16 protein-coding genes are annotated in these 15,052 nt (G+C 61.8%); 12 read left to right on the top strand and 4 right to left on the bottom strand.

Going from position 1 to position 15,052, the window contains the following annotated elements:
• The first annotated feature begins 61 nt into the window (after positions 1-61).
• From cyoA to cyoD, 4 genes are read left to right on the top strand one after another with little or no spacing between them, the layout of a single operon-like run.
• Positions 62-985 carry a ubiquinol oxidase subunit II gene (gene cyoA, locus NKJ94_RS14120; RefSeq protein WP_352525764.1) on the top strand — a complete coding sequence of 308 codons (924 nt, stop codon included), beginning with the start codon at positions 62-64 and terminating at the stop codon, positions 983-985.
• Between the two features lie 2 nt (positions 986-987).
• Complete coding sequence (gene cyoB / locus NKJ94_RS14115) at positions 988-2,994, top strand: cytochrome o ubiquinol oxidase subunit I (RefSeq protein WP_352525762.1); 2,007 nt, start codon at positions 988-990, stop codon at positions 2,992-2,994.
• Positions 2,991-3,644, top strand: a complete 654-nt coding sequence (gene cyoC, locus NKJ94_RS14110) for a cytochrome o ubiquinol oxidase subunit III (protein ID WP_352525760.1) — start codon at positions 2,991-2,993, stop codon at positions 3,642-3,644. The genes cyoB and cyoC overlap by 4 nt, the downstream gene beginning before the upstream one ends.
• Entirely contained in the window at positions 3,641-4,069 is a 429-nt protein-coding gene (gene cyoD / locus NKJ94_RS14105; protein ID WP_352525758.1) for a cytochrome o ubiquinol oxidase subunit IV, read from the top strand. Before cyoC ends, cyoD begins: the two co-directional genes overlap by 4 nt.
• 101 nt (positions 4,070-4,170) lie before the next feature.
• Here cyoD and NKJ94_RS14100 read toward each other — a convergent pair whose 3' ends face one another.
• Entirely contained in the window at positions 4,171-4,632 is a 462-nt protein-coding gene (locus tag NKJ94_RS14100) for a YbhB/YbcL family Raf kinase inhibitor-like protein (RefSeq protein WP_352525756.1), read from the bottom strand.
• 172 nt (positions 4,633-4,804) lie between these two features.
• On the opposite strand from NKJ94_RS14100, the gene NKJ94_RS14095 reads away from it, so the two are divergent.
• The 3 genes from NKJ94_RS14095 (at position 4,805) to NKJ94_RS14085 (ending at position 6,691) form a co-directional block, all read left to right on the top strand.
• Entirely contained in the window at positions 4,805-6,004 is a 1,200-nt protein-coding gene (locus NKJ94_RS14095; RefSeq protein WP_352525755.1) for a DUF3182 family protein, read from the top strand.
• 81 nt (positions 6,005-6,085) lie between these two features.
• Positions 6,086-6,457, top strand: coding sequence for a SpoIIAA family protein (locus NKJ94_RS14090; protein WP_352525754.1), 372 nt, complete (start codon positions 6,086-6,088; stop codon positions 6,455-6,457).
• Between the two features lie 18 nt (positions 6,458-6,475).
• Positions 6,476-6,691 (top strand): hypothetical protein, encoded by a 216-nt coding sequence (locus NKJ94_RS14085; RefSeq protein WP_352525753.1) that lies wholly within the window; start codon positions 6,476-6,478, stop codon positions 6,689-6,691.
• A 40-nt stretch (positions 6,692-6,731) separates the two neighbouring features.
• Here the strand turns inward: NKJ94_RS14085 and NKJ94_RS14080 are convergent, their stop codons facing one another.
• Positions 6,732-7,055, bottom strand: a complete 324-nt coding sequence (locus tag NKJ94_RS14080; RefSeq protein ID WP_352525751.1) for a hypothetical protein — start codon at positions 7,053-7,055, stop codon at positions 6,732-6,734.
• 109 nt (positions 7,056-7,164) lie between these two features.
• Entirely contained in the window at positions 7,165-7,602 is a 438-nt protein-coding gene (locus NKJ94_RS14075; RefSeq protein ID WP_352525750.1) for an Lrp/AsnC family transcriptional regulator, read from the bottom strand.
• A 129-nt stretch (positions 7,603-7,731) separates the two neighbouring features.
• Between NKJ94_RS14075 and rocF the strand changes: the two genes are divergently transcribed.
• Both rocF and ocd read left to right on the top strand, forming a co-directional pair.
• Positions 7,732-8,652, top strand: a complete 921-nt coding sequence (rocF, locus tag NKJ94_RS14070) for an arginase (RefSeq protein ID WP_352525749.1) — start codon at positions 7,732-7,734, stop codon at positions 8,650-8,652.
• Positions 8,653-8,655: 3 nt separating this feature from the next.
• A complete protein-coding gene (gene ocd / locus NKJ94_RS14065) occupies positions 8,656-9,723 on the top strand; it encodes an ornithine cyclodeaminase (protein ID WP_352525748.1) in 1,068 nt (355 codons plus the stop codon).
• Between the two features lie 15 nt (positions 9,724-9,738).
• Here the strand turns inward: ocd and NKJ94_RS14060 are convergent, their stop codons facing one another.
• Positions 9,739-9,900 (bottom strand): hypothetical protein, encoded by a 162-nt coding sequence (locus NKJ94_RS14060; RefSeq protein ID WP_352525747.1) that lies wholly within the window; start codon positions 9,898-9,900, stop codon positions 9,739-9,741.
• A 272-nt stretch (positions 9,901-10,172) separates the two neighbouring features.
• Between NKJ94_RS14060 and NKJ94_RS14055 the strand changes: the two genes are divergently transcribed.
• Genes NKJ94_RS14055 through NKJ94_RS14045 form a run of 3 tightly spaced genes read left to right on the top strand, consistent with a single transcriptional unit; the run spans position 10,173 to position 15,002 of the window.
• The gene (locus NKJ94_RS14055; RefSeq protein ID WP_352525746.1) at positions 10,173-12,122 is read left to right on the top strand and encodes a PrkA family serine protein kinase; all 1,950 of its coding nucleotides are present in this window, start codon (positions 10,173-10,175) and stop codon (positions 12,120-12,122) included.
• Positions 12,123-12,141: 19 nt separating this feature from the next.
• Positions 12,142-13,464, top strand: coding sequence for a YeaH/YhbH family protein (locus NKJ94_RS14050; RefSeq protein WP_352525744.1), 1,323 nt, complete (start codon positions 12,142-12,144; stop codon positions 13,462-13,464).
• Positions 13,464-15,002 (top strand): SpoVR family protein, encoded by a 1,539-nt coding sequence (locus NKJ94_RS14045; RefSeq protein WP_352525743.1) that lies wholly within the window; start codon positions 13,464-13,466, stop codon positions 15,000-15,002. Before NKJ94_RS14050 ends, NKJ94_RS14045 begins: the two co-directional genes overlap by 1 nt.
• The last annotated feature ends 50 nt before the right edge of the window (positions 15,003-15,052 follow it).

Genomic DNA, 15,052 nt, shown 5'->3' with positions numbered 1-15,052 from the left:
GGTTGGCACCCATGCTGCCTGCAACGCATTCCAATCGGTTTTCAGGAAACGGCGAGATCTCATGTTACCGAGGGCGATCGTTCGAAATTGTGCCGCCATCCGTCTTTGTTGCATCGGCGCGACGATATTTCTTGCCGGGCTGCTTGCCGGCTGCCAGGGCGGCGTGCTGGACCCGCAAGGGCCAGTCGGCGCGGCGCAGCGGACGATCCTGCTCAATTCGGTTGCCATCATGCTGGCCATCGTCATCCCGACCATCGTGGCGACGCTCGGTTTTGCCTGGTGGTTCCGGGAAACCAATACAAGAGCGCGGTTTCTGCCGGACTGGGCCTATTCCGGACGGATCGAACTGGTGGTCTGGTCGATCCCCATCCTCGTCATCCTGTTTCTGAGCGGCATCATCTGGATCGGGTCGCATGACCTCGATCCAATGAAGCCGCTGGATTCCCAGCAAAAGCCGCTTGAGGTGCAGGTCGTCTCGCTCGACTGGAAATGGCTGTTCATCTACCCGGAGCAGAATGTCGCGAGCATCAACCAGCTCGTGGTGCCGGCGGGCAGGCCGGTGCATTTCTCGCTTACCTCGGCAAGCGTCATGAACGCGTTCTTCGTGCCTCAGCTTGGCGGCATGATCTACACGATGAACGGGATGACGACGCAGCTTCACCTGCAGGCGGATCAGCAGGGCAAATTTTATGGGCGGTCGGCCCATTTCAGCGGCGACGGTTTTCCAGGCATGCAATTCGTGCTGCATGCAGTCGCAGCGGATGCCTTCGACGCGTTCGTCAATTCGGCGCGAAGCCAGGGACAGGCACTCGACAAGACCAGCTACCAGGAACTGGCCAGACAGAGCATGGACGTGCCGTCTTCGACCTATGGCTCGGTGGAGCCAGACCTTTTCCATGAAATCGCGACGCAGGGCGTTCCGCCCGCGCCCGGCCCCCAGGCCGGACGCCCCGAGCCGAGCGCATCGCCCAAGGCAGGAGGCTGACAATGCTCGGAAAATTGAGCTGGGACGTCATTCCGTTCGATCAGCCTCTGCCAATGATCGCCTCGGCGATCGTCGCCCTGGCAATCCTCGGCGTGCTGGCCTGGGTCTTTCTGGCCGGCCATTTCCCCTATCTGTGGCGCGAATGGATCACTAGCGTCGATCACAAGCGGATTGGCGTAATGTACACGCTGCTGGCGCTGCTGATGCTGCTGCGCGGCTTCAGCGACGCCGTCATGATGCGGTCCCAGCAGGCTCTCGCCTTCCAGGCGCCCGGCTATCTGCCGCCCGATCACTTCAACCAGGTCTTTTCCGCCCACGGCACCATCATGATCTTTTTCGGGGCGATGCCGTTTGTCATCGGCCTGATGAACCTGGTCGTACCGCTGCAGCTCGGCGTCCGCGACGTTGCCTTTCCGACGCTCAACTCGGTGAGTTTCTGGCTCACCGCCACCGGCGCGCTGCTGGTCAACATCTCGCTTGTCATAGGCGAGTTCGCGCGTACCGGATGGCTGCCCTATCCGCCGCTCAGCGAGACCGCCTACTCGCCGGGCGTCGGCGTCGATTATTATCTGTGGGCGGTGCAGATATCCGGCGTCGGAACGCTGCTCACCGGCATCAATTTCGTCACTACGATCCTGAAGATGCGGACGCCCGGCATGAACTACCTGCGCATGTCGATGTTCTGCTGGACTTCACTCGCCGCCAGCCTGCTCATCGTCGCCGCCTTCCCGATCCTCACCGCCACGCTCGCGATGCTGACGCTCGACCGCTATTTCGGCTTTCATTTCTTCACCAACGAAGCCGGCGGCAACATGCTGATGTTCGTGAACCTGATCTGGGCCTGGGGCCATCCCGAGGTCTACATCCTCGTCTTGCCGGCGTTCGGCATCTTCTCGGAAGTTATCTCCACCTTCTCCAGCAAGCCGCTGTTCGGCTACCGGTCGATGGTGGCCGCGACGCTCTTCATCTGCATCGTTTCCTTCATGGTGTGGCTGCACCACTTCTTCACCATGGGCGCCGGCGCCGACGTCAACGCCGCGTTCGGCATCGCCACCAGCATCATCGCTGTCGGTACCGGCGTGAAGATCTACAACTGGATGTTCACCATGTATGGCGGCCGCATCCGCTTTGCGACGCCAATGCTGTGGTCGCTAGGCTTTATGGTGACGTTCGTCATCGGCGGCATGACGGGCGTTTTGCTGGCCGTGCCGCCGGCCGATTTCCTGCTTCACAACAGCCTGTTCCTGGTGGCGCACTTCCACAACGTCATCATCGGCGGTGTGCTGTTCGGCGCCTTCGCGGGATATACCTATTGGTTTCCCAAGGCATTCGGGTTCCGGCTGCACGAGGGTTGGGGCAAACTGGCCTTCTGGCTGACGCTGATCGGGTTCTACGCCACCTTCGTGCCGCTCTACACTGTTGGCCTGCTCGGCATGACCCGCCGCATGCAGCATTTCGACGTGCCGGCCTGGTATCCCTGGGTGCTGGTTGCCGGCGCCGGCATGATCATCACCACCGCCGGCGTGATCGCGCAAATCATACAGCTCGTCGTCAGCGTCCGGCAGCGTGAGGCGCTTCGCGATGTCACCGGAGACCCCTGGGACGGCCGCTCGCTGGAATGGGCCACGCCCTCGCCGCCGCCGGTCTTCAACTTCGCCGCGCTTCCGCATGTCGAGGGTGAAGAGCCCTACTGGAACATCAAGCAGCGGGCGCGCGAGCAGAACCGCCTGCGCGACGAGCCGGACTACGAGCCGATCGAGATGCCGCGCAACAGCCCCACCGGATTCGTCTGCGCCTTCTTTGCCACCGTGATGGGCTTCGCCCTCATCTGGCACATCTGGTGGATGGTGGCGCTCGGCGCGCTCGGTGCTTTCGCCACCTTCGTCGTATTCGCGTGGCGCGACATACCCGAATACGTCATTCCGGCCGCCGAAGTCGCTCAAATCGACCGCGCCAACCGAGGCGCCCGCCGCGAGGCGCTGGCCACGTATACGGGGCCAAGGCCATGACCGCGATCGACGTTCGAGACCGCGATCCCTACCGACTCGGCCATCGCGTGCACGGTCCTGCATCCGGCCATGGCGAGGGCGGCCCGGCGCCGATCAGGATCGTCGTGGGCTACGGCTTCTGGATCTTCCTTTTGAGCGACATCGTGATGTTCTCGGCCTTCTTCGCGGCCTATGCCGTGCTGGCGGGCAAGACGGCGGGCGGGCCGAGCGGAGCCGAGCTGTTCAACCTGCGCAACGTCGCGATCGAGACGGCGGCCCTGCTGTTGTCGAGCTTTACCTGCGGTCTCGCCAGCCTCGCCGTGGCAGCGCGGCGAAGCTCCTGGTTCTACGTCGCGATGGCCGTCACCTTCGCGCTCGGCGCCGCCTTCATCCTGCTCGAGCTGCGCGAATTCGCGAATATGGTTGCCCGCGATGCCGGACCGACGCGCAGCGCCTTCCTGTCGGCGTTCTTCACGCTGGTGGGATGCCACGGCCTTCACGTCACGGCGGGGCTGCTGTGGCTGCTCACGATGATGGCGCAGATCTTCGCCAAGGGATTTCGCGACGACATCCTTCGGCGTTTCATGTGCTTCAGCCTGTTCTGGCACGCCCTCGACATCATCTGGGTCGCCCTGTTCACCGTGGTCTATCTCCTGGGAGCAAGCCGATGAGCAATGCTGGGGATCGCCATGCGCAACAGCGCGACACCGATAGTCTGGAACGCTACGACATCGATACGGCGCCGGGCGACGAATATCTCGGCGATGCCGATGTCGCATCCGGCTTGCGCAGCTATGTGATCGGTCTCGGGCTGGCAACGCTGCTGACCATCGCCTCGTTCTGGTTTCTGGGAACGAACCTGATTTGGGCACCCGGCATTCCGGTGGCACTGATCGTGCTGGCGATCGCCCAGATGGGCGTGCATCTCGTCTTCTTCCTGCATATCACGACGGGACCGGACAACACGAACAATGCCCTGGCGCTTGCCTTCGGCGTGCTGATCGTGATCCTGGTGATCGGCGGCTCGATCTGGATCATGGCCAATCTCGACCACAATTTGATGCCGGTGCATGAGACGATGACCATGGGTCGTTAGCGATCATATCGCGACAGCGCAACCCCGGGCCTCGCCCGACGTTGCCCGCGCCCGTGCTTTGGGCGCATCGTAGGATGGCGAGCCGCTATCAGCCGGCATCCTCAAACCCGTTCGAATGTGCCGACGAGCTCGGCCTCTCCCACGACGTGCGGCTCGGCCTCTTTCAGCACGTCGTCGACGGCAGCCTTCTCGCCGAGACGCAGCGTCTCGACGTCGACCGCAAGAAGCCGGAAATGGTAGTGGTGGAGCCCATGCCCAGGCGGCGGCTGGGGACCGTCATAGTGAGGATTGCCGAAATCGTTGACACCGAGCCTCTCGGTCTTGGCGCCGGCGGTCGTTCCTTCGGGAAGAAAATTGCGCTGTGCGTCGATGTCGTAGACCGCCCAATGACGGAACGTGCCCGAAGGGGCATCGGGGTCCTCGACGGCCAAGACGAAGCTTTTGGTTCCTTGCGGCGCGTCCGTCCACTCCAATGGCGGCGAGACGTTGCCGCCGTCGCGGGAATAGCGCGGCGGTATTTTTTTGCCTTCTGCAAAGGCAGCGCTTTTGAGCGTGAAAGCCATGGTTTCCATCTCCCTGTCTGAGGTTTCCGCATAACAACCACGAGCCGCCGATGTTCCGGTCGCCGCGCCTCGGTCAAGCTGGATAGCTCGCCGTTGCCCGGAACATTCGCCGAGGAAGCGGGTTTTTCGGTTCGGACGCATCGCCGCGGAATAACGGCAATGGGGCTCGGCAATGGACGAAGAGCGCGACATGACCGGGCTAAGCGGTATGCAATCAAGCGGGGCAAAAGGTGTTGTGGTCGCATTCTCCGTACCGGGCGGCGAGACCATCTATGCCCACGAGCGGGAAACCGTCGCTGCCGTCGCGCGCACGATTGCGGCGTCGAAGGGCTTTGCCTTCCGCGAGGGCCTGAGTGACGGCGGCGGTGACAGCGGCGGGCTGTATTTCGTGCCGGACGACAGCCTGCTTGCTGCCGATGCGGTCCGGCTCGGCATCAACGGGCCCGACGACCTCTTCGGCGGTGTGGTGCCTTGGCGCCTCGCAACCACCAAGGCCATAACCCACGAGTTGGTGGACGGGTCGGTGGCACGGCCAAAAGAATGGCCAGTCGGCTTCGGCAGAGCCGTCGGCGCGGCCGTGCTGCCCGGCTACACCGCATTTTCACGCTATGATGCGCTGCGCGCAGCGGAACGTCTGCTGGAGTTCGGGCTGGTCCGGTACAAGCCACCGCGCGCTTCGCGGGGCCGGGACCAGCATATCGCCGCGACGGTCGCCGACATCGAAAGGCTGCTGGAGCGATATCCATCCTCCGACCTAAGGGAATACGGGCTTGTTCTCGAAACGGAGCTTCGCGACATCGTCACGCTGAGCATTGGCAGAACGGCGATCGACGGAACATTGGTCAGCTATTACGGCGTGCAGCGGACGACGACCGACAATGCCGGACAGCCCGTTTACGGCGGATCCGATCTGGTCGTCGTGCGCGGCGGATGGGAGGCGCTCGACGGGCTGCAGCTTTCTCCGGCGCGAAGTTTGGCTGTGGCGCAGGCGAGGACTTACGACGCGGCGATGGATGGCTATCCCGGATTCTTCGCCTCGCGGCGCAATTACGACATCGGCCAAGGTGTCGATTCCTCGGGCGTCTGGCGATCGGGCGTTCTGGAAGCCAGCTGGCGGATCGGCGGCAGCAGCACCGCCGAGCTTGCGGCAATGGACGCTATGAAGCGTGACCCCGACGTGCAGATTGTGCATGTCTCCGCTGTCAAGCAGTTCGGCAACACTGCGCGGCAGCCGCTGAACGCAGAAGTCCATTTCCACGGAGAGGATCCCGAGGAGGGCCAGGTCACGCGCTATACTATCGTCACCCAGGCTATCCGAGGGCCCGTCGGGGACGCCGGCCGATCGTCTTTTAGCTATGTCAGGTCGAAGTGAAACACGTCCCCGGCAGGGAACATCCGTGAGTGGCCCGAGTTTGTTTCGGGCAGCCAGCGAAGTCAGAAAACGGAGGAAAAAATGATCGAGATCATTTCCGCTCCCCGAAACGTAGCCGCCTTTCGTGTCGCGGGTACCGTGACGGCGGACGACTACGACAAAGTCATCCCGGCAATCGAAGCGAAACTGAGCGATCACAAGGACATCGGCGTCCTGACTGATCTCACTGATTTCGAGGACATGACGGCTGGCGCTTTGCGTCGCGACCTGCAGTATGGGCTGACCAAACTTGGCGAGCTCCACCGCTTCAAACGTGCTGCAGTGATCTCCGACAAGCAGTGGATCAAGGCAGCCACGGAAATGACGGACGCGCTGTTTCCGCAAGTCGAGGCGCGGGTGTTCCCGGAGAACGAAAAAGCCCAGGCCCTGGTATGGGTGGCGGGCGTACAATAGCGGCATTGGGGAGTGGCCATGCCCTACGACAAGCGACAGGATTCGGAAGGCCTCTGGGAGGTCTATGACAGCGAGAGCGACGAAGCCGTCGTGGTCGACGGATTGCCGCTTTCCGGGCTCGACGAAAGCGAAGCCGATGAAGCGATTGAAAAGCTCAATGAGGGCGAGCTGACGTCGGACAACATCCCCGAGACGGTTCGGTCAGGGTGGCCTCCTACCAAAGACGGTTTGTGATGACAGCCCTGACGGACGTGCCCGAGGACCCGTCGCGGATCTACGACGAGGCCTTGACCCCGAGCTTGCGGGCTTTGTCCTCAAAGTCGTCGCGAATATCCTCGATTGTCGGCAGGTGCAGGCGCCGCAGCTGGGAGTGCAACTTTTTGGCGGCATCGGAGCTCAGGTCGCGCTTGAAATTGGTCGCGACCTCCTCGGCTGAGCCGTAATGGCGATAGCGCTCGATCTCGGTCTTCGTGGCCTGCTGGACGTGCTCGAGAGTCTTGCGTTCGGCATCGGATTTTCCGTCTGGTTTGGCCCGCATGACCGGATTGAACGCTTTGCTGATAACGAAGTCGACCAGTTCCTGGTGGGCGTGAGCCATGATTGTTCTCCCTCGAAGAAGGCCTGTCCGAGCCTAACCGCGGCGGCAATTGAAGGTTCCGTGGCTTCGGATTTCGTTACCGCTACAGGTCAAGGCGGTTCCTCGAAGATCACAGCCGCGCCTTGGTGGTGCGCGGCGTTGCCAAGAGCAGGCTTGTTTCGCTGCCGGTAATTCCGGGAATCAGTCGGATACGTCTCAGCACCGCATCAAACTCGCTCAGGGTCTGGGTTCCGAGTTCTATCACCAGATCCCAGCGACCATTGGTGGTGTGGATCGTCGAGACCTCGGAGAAGCCGCCCAGCGCCCGGATGACGCGATCGGCGGCGTGGCCTTCGATCTCGATCATCATGATGCCACGCACGCGCTGATCGACCGCGTCGGCGCGCAAAATAACGGTGTAGCCGACGATGACGCCGTCTCTTTCAAGTCGCTCCATTCGAGACCTCACCGTCGCCCGGGAGACACCCAGGCTGATGGCAAGGTCCGAAATGCTGCGTCTGGCGTCGTGCCGCAAAGATGTGATGATCTGCTCGTCGAGCTGGTCCATGATTACTCATAACGGAAGTAGATGATGCCACTATGGTAAGGCACTTCGACAAATTTGCCAATTTGACATGTTCATTCTGCCAGCGATGCGGGCTTCAATAAAGGCATCGTAATTTGGTGGGGTATGAGAATGCATTGCACGATCGTGGGCGCACCGATCCAGGCCGGCTCGGGCAGGATGGGCTGCGAGATGGGGCCAAGCGCGCTGCGCACGGCCGGCCTGGCCGGCGCACTGACCGACCTCGGCCATACGCTGACCGACCTCGGGACGATCGTTCCTGCTGACATGCGCCCTGTCGTACATGGCAATGCGGCGGTGAAGGCGCTGCCGGAAATCGCCGCCTGGACGGCAGCGATCAGCGAAACCGCCTATGCCGCGAGCGCCGACGCAATGCCGATCTTTCTTGGCGGCGACCACAGCATTTCGGCCGGCACGCTCGCCGGCATTGCCCGCCGGGCGGCGAATGCCGGCCGGCCGCTCTTCGTGCTGTGGCTCGACGCCCACCCCGATTTTCATACGCTCGACACGACGACCAGCGGCAATCTGCATGGTGTGCCCCTGGCCTATGCCAGCGGGCAGCCCGGCTTCGAGGGCTATTTCCCCCGCCTCGCAGCGCAGGTCGACCCGGCTCGCATCTGCACGCTGGGGATCCGCAGCGTGGACCTGGCGGAACGGGAAGCGTTGCGCAGAGCCGGCGTGACGGTCCACGACATGCGTTCCATCGACGAGCACGGCATCGCGCAACTGCTTCGCGCCTTTCTCGAACGGGTGAGCGCCGCCAACGGCATGCTCCACGTCAGCCTCGACGTCGATTTTCTCGACCCGTCGATCGCCCCGGCGGTGGGCACCACCGTTCCCGGCGGCGCCACCTTCCGCGAGGCGCATCTGGCGATGGAAATGCTGCATGACAGCGGCCTCGTCACCAGTCTCGACCTGGTCGAGCTCAATCCTTTTCTCGACGAGCGCGGCCGCACCGCCACGCTTTTGGTCGACCTGACCGCAAGCCTGATGGGCCGGCGGATCATGGATCGCCCGACAAGGGGGTTCTGAGGCATGACCGTGAATTTGAACATCGTTCCTTTCGTCAGCGTCGACCGCATGATGAAACTGGTGCTTGCCATCGGCGTCGAGCGCTTTCTGGTCGAGCTTGCCGCCTATATCGAAGAGGATTTCAGGCGCTGGGAGCTGTTCGACAAGACGCCGCGTGTCGCTTCGCACAGCATTGACGGCGTCATCGAGCTGATGCCGACCAGCGACGGACAGCTTTACGGCTTCAAATACGTCAACGGGCATCCGAAGAACACGCGTGACGGCCGACAGACCGTGACCGCTTTCGGCGTGCTTGCCGATGTCGGCAACGGCTATCCGATGCTGCTTTCGGAAATGACCATCCTGACCGCGCTCAGGACGGCGGCGAGCTCGGCCGTCGCGGCGAAATATCTCGCTCCCGAGGCCGCCAGGTGCATGGCGATCATCGGCAATGGCGCGCAATCGGAGTTTCAGGCGATCGCGTTCAAGGCGCTGCTTGGCGTCGACAGGCTGCGCCTCTACGATATCGACCCGGCGGCCTCGACGAAATGCATGAAGAACCTTGCCGGCCTGGGTTTCGACATCAAGCTCTGCGCGTCGGCGCAGGAGGCCGTTGAAGGTGCAGAGATCATCACCACGGTTACCGCCGACAAACGATCGGCAACAATCCTGACCGACAACATGGTGGGATCCGGCGTGCACATCAATGCGGTAGGCGGCGATTGCCCGGGCAAGACCGAGCTGCATCGCGACATTCTGCTCCGCTCGGATATTTTCGTCGAATATGCGCCGCAGACGCGCATCGAAGGCGAGAGCCAGCAGCTCGATGCCGATCATCCGCTCACCGAATTGTGGCAGGTGATGACAGGAAAGGCAGCAGGGCGCACAAGCACCAGCCAGATTACGCTGTTCGATTCCGTCGGCTTTGCAATCGAGGATTTTTCCGCATTGCGCTACGTCCGCGATCAGCTTCAGCGAACCGGCCTTTATGATGAACTAGACCTTCTGGCCGATCCTGATGAACCGCGTGACCTGTTCGGCATGCTGCTGCGCGCCAAAAAAGCCGCCGAACTTGCGGTCGCCGGCAGCTGAGCAGCGCTCCGTCCGTCAGTGCTTCTTGTCCTGATACAGGCGCTCGGTCGCGCGGTCGGCTTCCCTGCGCTCCGCCGGGCCGCGACGGCGCTGCGTGAGGAGGGCGTAGGCGAACACGATGGCCAGCAGCAGCGGGCCGCCTGCAACAACGAGCAACCACATACTATTCTCAAACATCGAACCGTCTCCTTTCCCTCACAACCGGGAAGGAGCAGAACCGTTCCTCCGGCTTGATGGAGGTTGCCCGCACGGCGTGGTGCGAAATCAGGATTTTATGTCCCGAGCAGGACGTTTTACGTCTTTTGCGGGCCATCATGGCGCCCTATCTAGACTCCTAGCATTGGGTCGCATCCACTCTCTTTGAAGTGAAGGGAACCACAACGGCTTTCCGACATTTGATTGTTCAAGAGACAAACATGCAGCCAAACCGGCTCAGGGGCTAGGATATCATGCGTGAGAACCAATCCGACGTCTTCGATCTGTTTTCCGAGGTTTACAAGAATGCGGCGCAGGAGGAGAGAAGCCTCCAGCAATATCTGCTTGCCTGCCGCGAGGACAAGTCGATGTATGCGTCGGCGCCCGAACGGATGGTCGAGGCGATCGGCGAGCCGACCTATGTCGACACCAGCAAGGACGAGCGACTCGGCCGCATTTTCGCGAACAGGACGATCAAGATCTATCCTACCTTCGCCGACTTTTACGGCATGGAGGATACGATCGAGCGGATCGCCGGCTATTTCCGCTATGCCTCGCAAGGGCTGGAGGAACGCAAGCAGATCCTTTATCTGCTTGGCCCCGTCGGCGGCGGCAAGTCCTCATTGGCCGAACGGCTGAAGAGGCTGATGGAGCAGCGTCCGATCTATACGCTGAAGGTCGGCGGCCAGATCAGCCCGGTGTTCGAATCGCCGCTCGGGCTGTTCGACCCCGATCGCATGGGCGACCTGCTGGAGGACAAATACGGCATCGCGCGGCGCCGGCTGAACGGCCTGATCTCGCCATGGGCGGCCAAGCGCCTCGACGAGCTGTCCGGCGACATCTCCAAATTCAGCGTCGTCAAGCTGATGCCGTCCAGGCTTCGCCAGATCGGCATCGCCAAGACCGAGCCGGGCGATGAGAACAATCAGGACGTTTCGGCGCTGGTCGGCAAGGTCGACATCAGGCAACTCGAGCACTTCAGCCAATCTGATCCGGACGCCTACTCCTACAGCGGCGGGCTGAACCGGACGACGCAAGGCCTGCTCGAATTCGTCGAGATGTTCAAGGCGCCGATCAAGGTGCTGCATCCGCTGCTGACCGCCACCCAGGAAGGCAGCTACAACGGCACCGAGAATTTCGGCGCCTTTCCCTATCAAGGCATCATCGTTGCCCATTCCAATGAATCGGAATGGCTGCAGTTCAAGAACAACAAGAACAACGAGGCGTTCCTCGACCGCATCCTGGTGGTCAAGGTGCCGTATTGCCTGCGGGTCACCGAAGAGCGGCAGATCTACGACAAGCTGCTGCGCGAAAGCGAGCTGGCCTCCAGTCCCTGCGCGCCGGAAGTGCTCGACATTCTCAGCCGGTTCACCGTTTCGACCCGCCTGGCCGAACACGACAATTCGCCGCTCTACACCAAGATGCGCGTTTATGACGGCGAGAATCTCAAGGAAACCGACCCCAAGGCGAAATCGGTCCAGGAGTACCGAAACGCCGCCGGCGTCGATGAAGGCATGACCGGCGTCAGCACCCGCTTCGCCTTCAAGATCCTGTCGCAGACCTTCAACTACGACACCGAAGAGGTGGCCGCCGATCCGGTGCACCTGATGTACATCCTGGAAGAGGCGATCAAGCGCGAGCAGTTCCCGAAGGAAACCGAGGCGGCTTATCTCGATTTCATAAAATCGGAGCTGGCCACCCGTTATGCCGAGTTCATCGGCCACGAGATCCAGAAGGCCTATCTGGAATCCTACAGCGAATACGGCCAGAATCTGTTCGACCGCTACATCGCCTATGCCGATGCCTGGATCGAGGATCAGGACTACAAGGATACCGATACCGGCCAGATCCTCAATCGGGAGGTTTTGGACAACGAACTGTCGCAGGTCGAAAAGCCGGCCGGCATCGCCAATCCCAAGGACTTCCGCAACGAGGTGGTGAAGTTCACGCTGCGCGCACGGGCCAGAAACCATGGCCGCAACCCGTCATGGACAAGCTACGAAAAGCTGCGCGAAGTCATCGAGAAGCGGATGTTCGGGCAGGTCGAGGACCTGCTGCCGGTGATCAGTTTCGGCTCCAAGCAGGACAGCGTGACGGAGAAGAGGCATACCGAATTCGTGCAACGGATGGTCCAGCGCGGCTACACCGAACGCCAGGTCCGCCGGCTGGTGGACTGGTATATGCGGGTGAACAAGGCGGGTTGAAGCCAGCCCGGGGTAACATATGCCGATCTTCATCGATCGCCGACTGAACCCGAAGGACAAAAGCCTCGGCAATCGGCAGCGTTTCCTGCGGCGGGCGCGCGAAGAGTTGAAGCGCACCATCCGCGATCAGATCCGCACCGGCAAGATCGCCGACGTGGACGCCGAGCATGCCGTTTCGATGCCGGCGCGGGGCACCGGCGAGCCCACGTTCAATGATGCCAGGAACAGCGGCAGCCGTCAGCATGTCCTGCCTGGAAACAAGCGTTTTACCCCGGGCGACCGGCTCCCCAAGCCCGGCCAGGGCGGCGGCATGGGGTCAGCCCCAGGCAGAACCGAATCGGAGGACGATTTCCGTTTCGTGCTGTCGCGCGAAGAGGTGCTCGACCTCTTTTTCGAAGACCTCGAACTGCCCGACATGGTCAAGCTCAACCTCAAGGAGATCCTCGCCTTCAAGCCGCGCCGGGCCGGTTTCGCCGCGACCGGCTCGCCGACCAACATCAATGTCGGGCGCACGATGCGTAACAGCCATGGCCGCCGCATAGCGCTCAGGCGCCCCAAACAGGTGGAGCTCGACGCAATCGCGCAGGAGATCGCGTCGCTGGAGGCGAAGCCGCAAAACGCCGAGATGCGCCAGCGCATCGTGGCGCTGCAGGAAGAGTTTGAGCGGCTGGAGCGCCGCCGCAAGCGGATCGCCTATGTCGACCCGGTCGATATCCGCTTCAACCGCTTCGACGCCCAGCCGGTGCCGAACGCCAATGCGGTTATGTTCTGCCTGATGGACGTGTCCGGTTCGATGGGCGAACGCGAGAAGGATCTGGCCAAGCGCTTTTTCGTGCTGCTGCACCTGTTCCTGAAACGGCGCTATGACCGGACCGAGGTGGTCTTCATCCGCCACACGCACGAGGCGCAGGAGGTGGACGAGGAAACCTTCTTCTACAACACCCAAAGCGGCGGCACGGTGGTTTCCACGGCACTCGAGGAGATGCACCGCATCGTCGAGCAGCGCTATCCCAGCCGCGAATGGAACATCTATGTCGCCCAGGCTTCGGACGGCGACAATTTCGTCACCGATTCCGAGCGCTGCATCGCCCTTCTCGACGAACAGATCATGCGGCTTTGCCAGTATTTCGCTTATGTCGAAATCCTCGACGAACGCGAGAGCCACATCTTCGGCGCCACCGACAACGGCACGTCGCTGTGGCGTGCCTACAGTGCAGTCAAGCTGAGATGGTCGAATTTCCAGATGAGCCGCATCGCCACGGCGGCCGACATCTACCCGGTTTTCCGCCAGCTCTTCGCCAGACAGCCGGGTTATCAAAAGAGCGGTGAAAGAGGGGGCTGATGGCGAGCAAATCCGGGTTGCTGTTTTCCGGTTCCGACTGGGATTTCAGGACGCTGTCGCGCGCCTACGAGACCATCGAGGCGGTCGCCACCGAAGAGCTTCACCTCGACGTCTATCCGGTGCAGATGGAGATCATCTCGTCCGAGCAGATGCTCGACGCCTATTCCTCGGTCGGCATGCCGCTAATGTACCGGCACTGGTCCTTCGGCAAGCACTACCTCTACCAGGAATTGCTCTATCGCAAAGGCGGAAGGGGGCTCGCTTATGAACTCGTCATCAATTCCAATCCCTGCATCGTCTATCTGATGGAAGAAAACACCATGGCCCTCCAGGCCCTGGTGACAGCGCACGCGGCACTCGGCCACAATCATTTCTTCAAGAACAACTATCTGTTCCAGCAGTGGACGGACGCCAGCGCCATCCTGAGCTATCTGGACTTCGCCAAGGGCTACATTGCCCGCTGCGAGGAGCGGCATGGCGTCAATGCGGTGGAAGAGATCCTCGACGCCGCGCATGCGCTGATGGAACAGGGCGTGTTCAGATACCACCGGCCGCCGAGGCTGTCGTCGGAAAGGCAGCGCGAGGGCGTTCGCGAGCGCCTGGAATATGAAGCGCGTTCCTACAATGACCTGTGGCGCACGCTGCCGCCGTCGAAGGACGGCAACAAGGCCCGCGAGACGGATACCATGACGGAGCGCAAGAAATCGCTCAAGCTGCCCGAGGAAAACCTGCTTTACTTCCTGGAGAAGAACAGCCTGATTCTGGAACCCTGGCAGCGTGAGGTCATCCGAATCGTCCGCGTCATCGCGCAATATTTCTATCCGCAGCGGCAAACGCAGGTGATGAACGAGGGCTGTGCGACCTTCGTGCACTACACGCTGATGAACCTGCTGTTCGACCGCGGCCTGATCGGCGAAGGTGCGATGCTGGAAGTGCTGCGCAACCATTCGAACGTGATCTTCCAGCCGGGCTTCGACGATCCGCGCTTTTCCGGCATCAATCCTTATGCGCTGGGCCTCGACATGATGCAGGACATCCAGCGCATCTCGACCGCGCCGACCGCCGAGGACCGCGACTGGTTTCCCGATATCGCCGGCAATGGCGACTGGCGCCAAACCTTGCTGGACGCTTGGGCCAACCATCGCGACGAGTCCTTTATCCGCCAATATCTGAGCCCGGCCCTGATACGGAAATGGCGGTTTTTTGTCCTCGCCGATGCTGCCAACGATCCACATTACGAAGTTGCGTCGATACACAATGAGCGCGGCTACGAGAGCATCCGCGCCGCGCTCGCCCATAGCTACGACATCGGCGCCAGCCGGCCGGACATCCAGGTGGTGGACGTGGACCTGCTCGGCGACCGGCATCTGCGCCTGCAGCACAAGGTCAAAGACGGCATCGTGCTGGAAGGCGGCAGCCGCGACGCCACGCTGCGCCATATCCGCAAGCTCTGGGGCTACGAGGTCAGCATGGCCGCGGTCGACGCACAGACTGGCGCCGCACTCCACGAGCGGTCGACCAGCCAGATCGGGGAATGACCTTTACCGCATCACTGATCGTCCTATGTACGCGCGCACGACGAGGGGTG

This window comes from Mesorhizobium sp. M0060, assembly GCF_040323155.1.
Lineage (GTDB): Bacteria > Pseudomonadota > Alphaproteobacteria > Rhizobiales > Rhizobiaceae > Mesorhizobium.
This window is presented reverse-complemented; position numbering and strand designations above follow the sequence as displayed.

Bases quoted from the DNA above. Each gene is read 5' to 3' on its own strand.
- cyoA (WP_352525764.1), top strand. From the start codon at position 62: ATGTTACCGAGGGCGATCGTTCGAAATTGTGCCGCCATCCGTCTTTGT.
- cyoB (WP_352525762.1), top strand. From the start codon at position 988: ATGCTCGGAAAATTGAGCTGGGACGTCATTCCGTTCGATCAGCCTCTG.
- cyoC (WP_352525760.1), top strand. From the start codon at position 2,991: ATGACCGCGATCGACGTTCGAGACCGCGATCCCTACCGACTCGGCCAT.
- cyoD (WP_352525758.1), top strand. From the start codon at position 3,641: ATGAGCAATGCTGGGGATCGCCATGCGCAACAGCGCGACACCGATAGT.
- NKJ94_RS14100 (WP_352525756.1), bottom strand. From the start codon at position 4,632: ATGGCTTTCACGCTCAAAAGCGCTGCCTTTGCAGAAGGCAAAAAAATA.
- NKJ94_RS14095 (WP_352525755.1), top strand. From the start codon at position 4,805: ATGGACGAAGAGCGCGACATGACCGGGCTAAGCGGTATGCAATCAAGC.
- NKJ94_RS14090 (WP_352525754.1), top strand. From the start codon at position 6,086: ATGATCGAGATCATTTCCGCTCCCCGAAACGTAGCCGCCTTTCGTGTC.
- NKJ94_RS14085 (WP_352525753.1), top strand. From the start codon at position 6,476: ATGCCCTACGACAAGCGACAGGATTCGGAAGGCCTCTGGGAGGTCTAT.
- NKJ94_RS14080 (WP_352525751.1), bottom strand. From the start codon at position 7,055: ATGGCTCACGCCCACCAGGAACTGGTCGACTTCGTTATCAGCAAAGCG.
- NKJ94_RS14075 (WP_352525750.1), bottom strand. From the start codon at position 7,602: ATGGACCAGCTCGACGAGCAGATCATCACATCTTTGCGGCACGACGCC.
- rocF (WP_352525749.1), top strand. From the start codon at position 7,732: ATGCATTGCACGATCGTGGGCGCACCGATCCAGGCCGGCTCGGGCAGG.
- ocd (WP_352525748.1), top strand. From the start codon at position 8,656: ATGACCGTGAATTTGAACATCGTTCCTTTCGTCAGCGTCGACCGCATG.
- NKJ94_RS14060 (WP_352525747.1), bottom strand. From the start codon at position 9,900: ATGTTTGAGAATAGTATGTGGTTGCTCGTTGTTGCAGGCGGCCCGCTG.
- NKJ94_RS14055 (WP_352525746.1), top strand. From the start codon at position 10,173: ATGCGTGAGAACCAATCCGACGTCTTCGATCTGTTTTCCGAGGTTTAC.
- NKJ94_RS14050 (WP_352525744.1), top strand. From the start codon at position 12,142: ATGCCGATCTTCATCGATCGCCGACTGAACCCGAAGGACAAAAGCCTC.
- NKJ94_RS14045 (WP_352525743.1), top strand. From the start codon at position 13,464: ATGGCGAGCAAATCCGGGTTGCTGTTTTCCGGTTCCGACTGGGATTTC.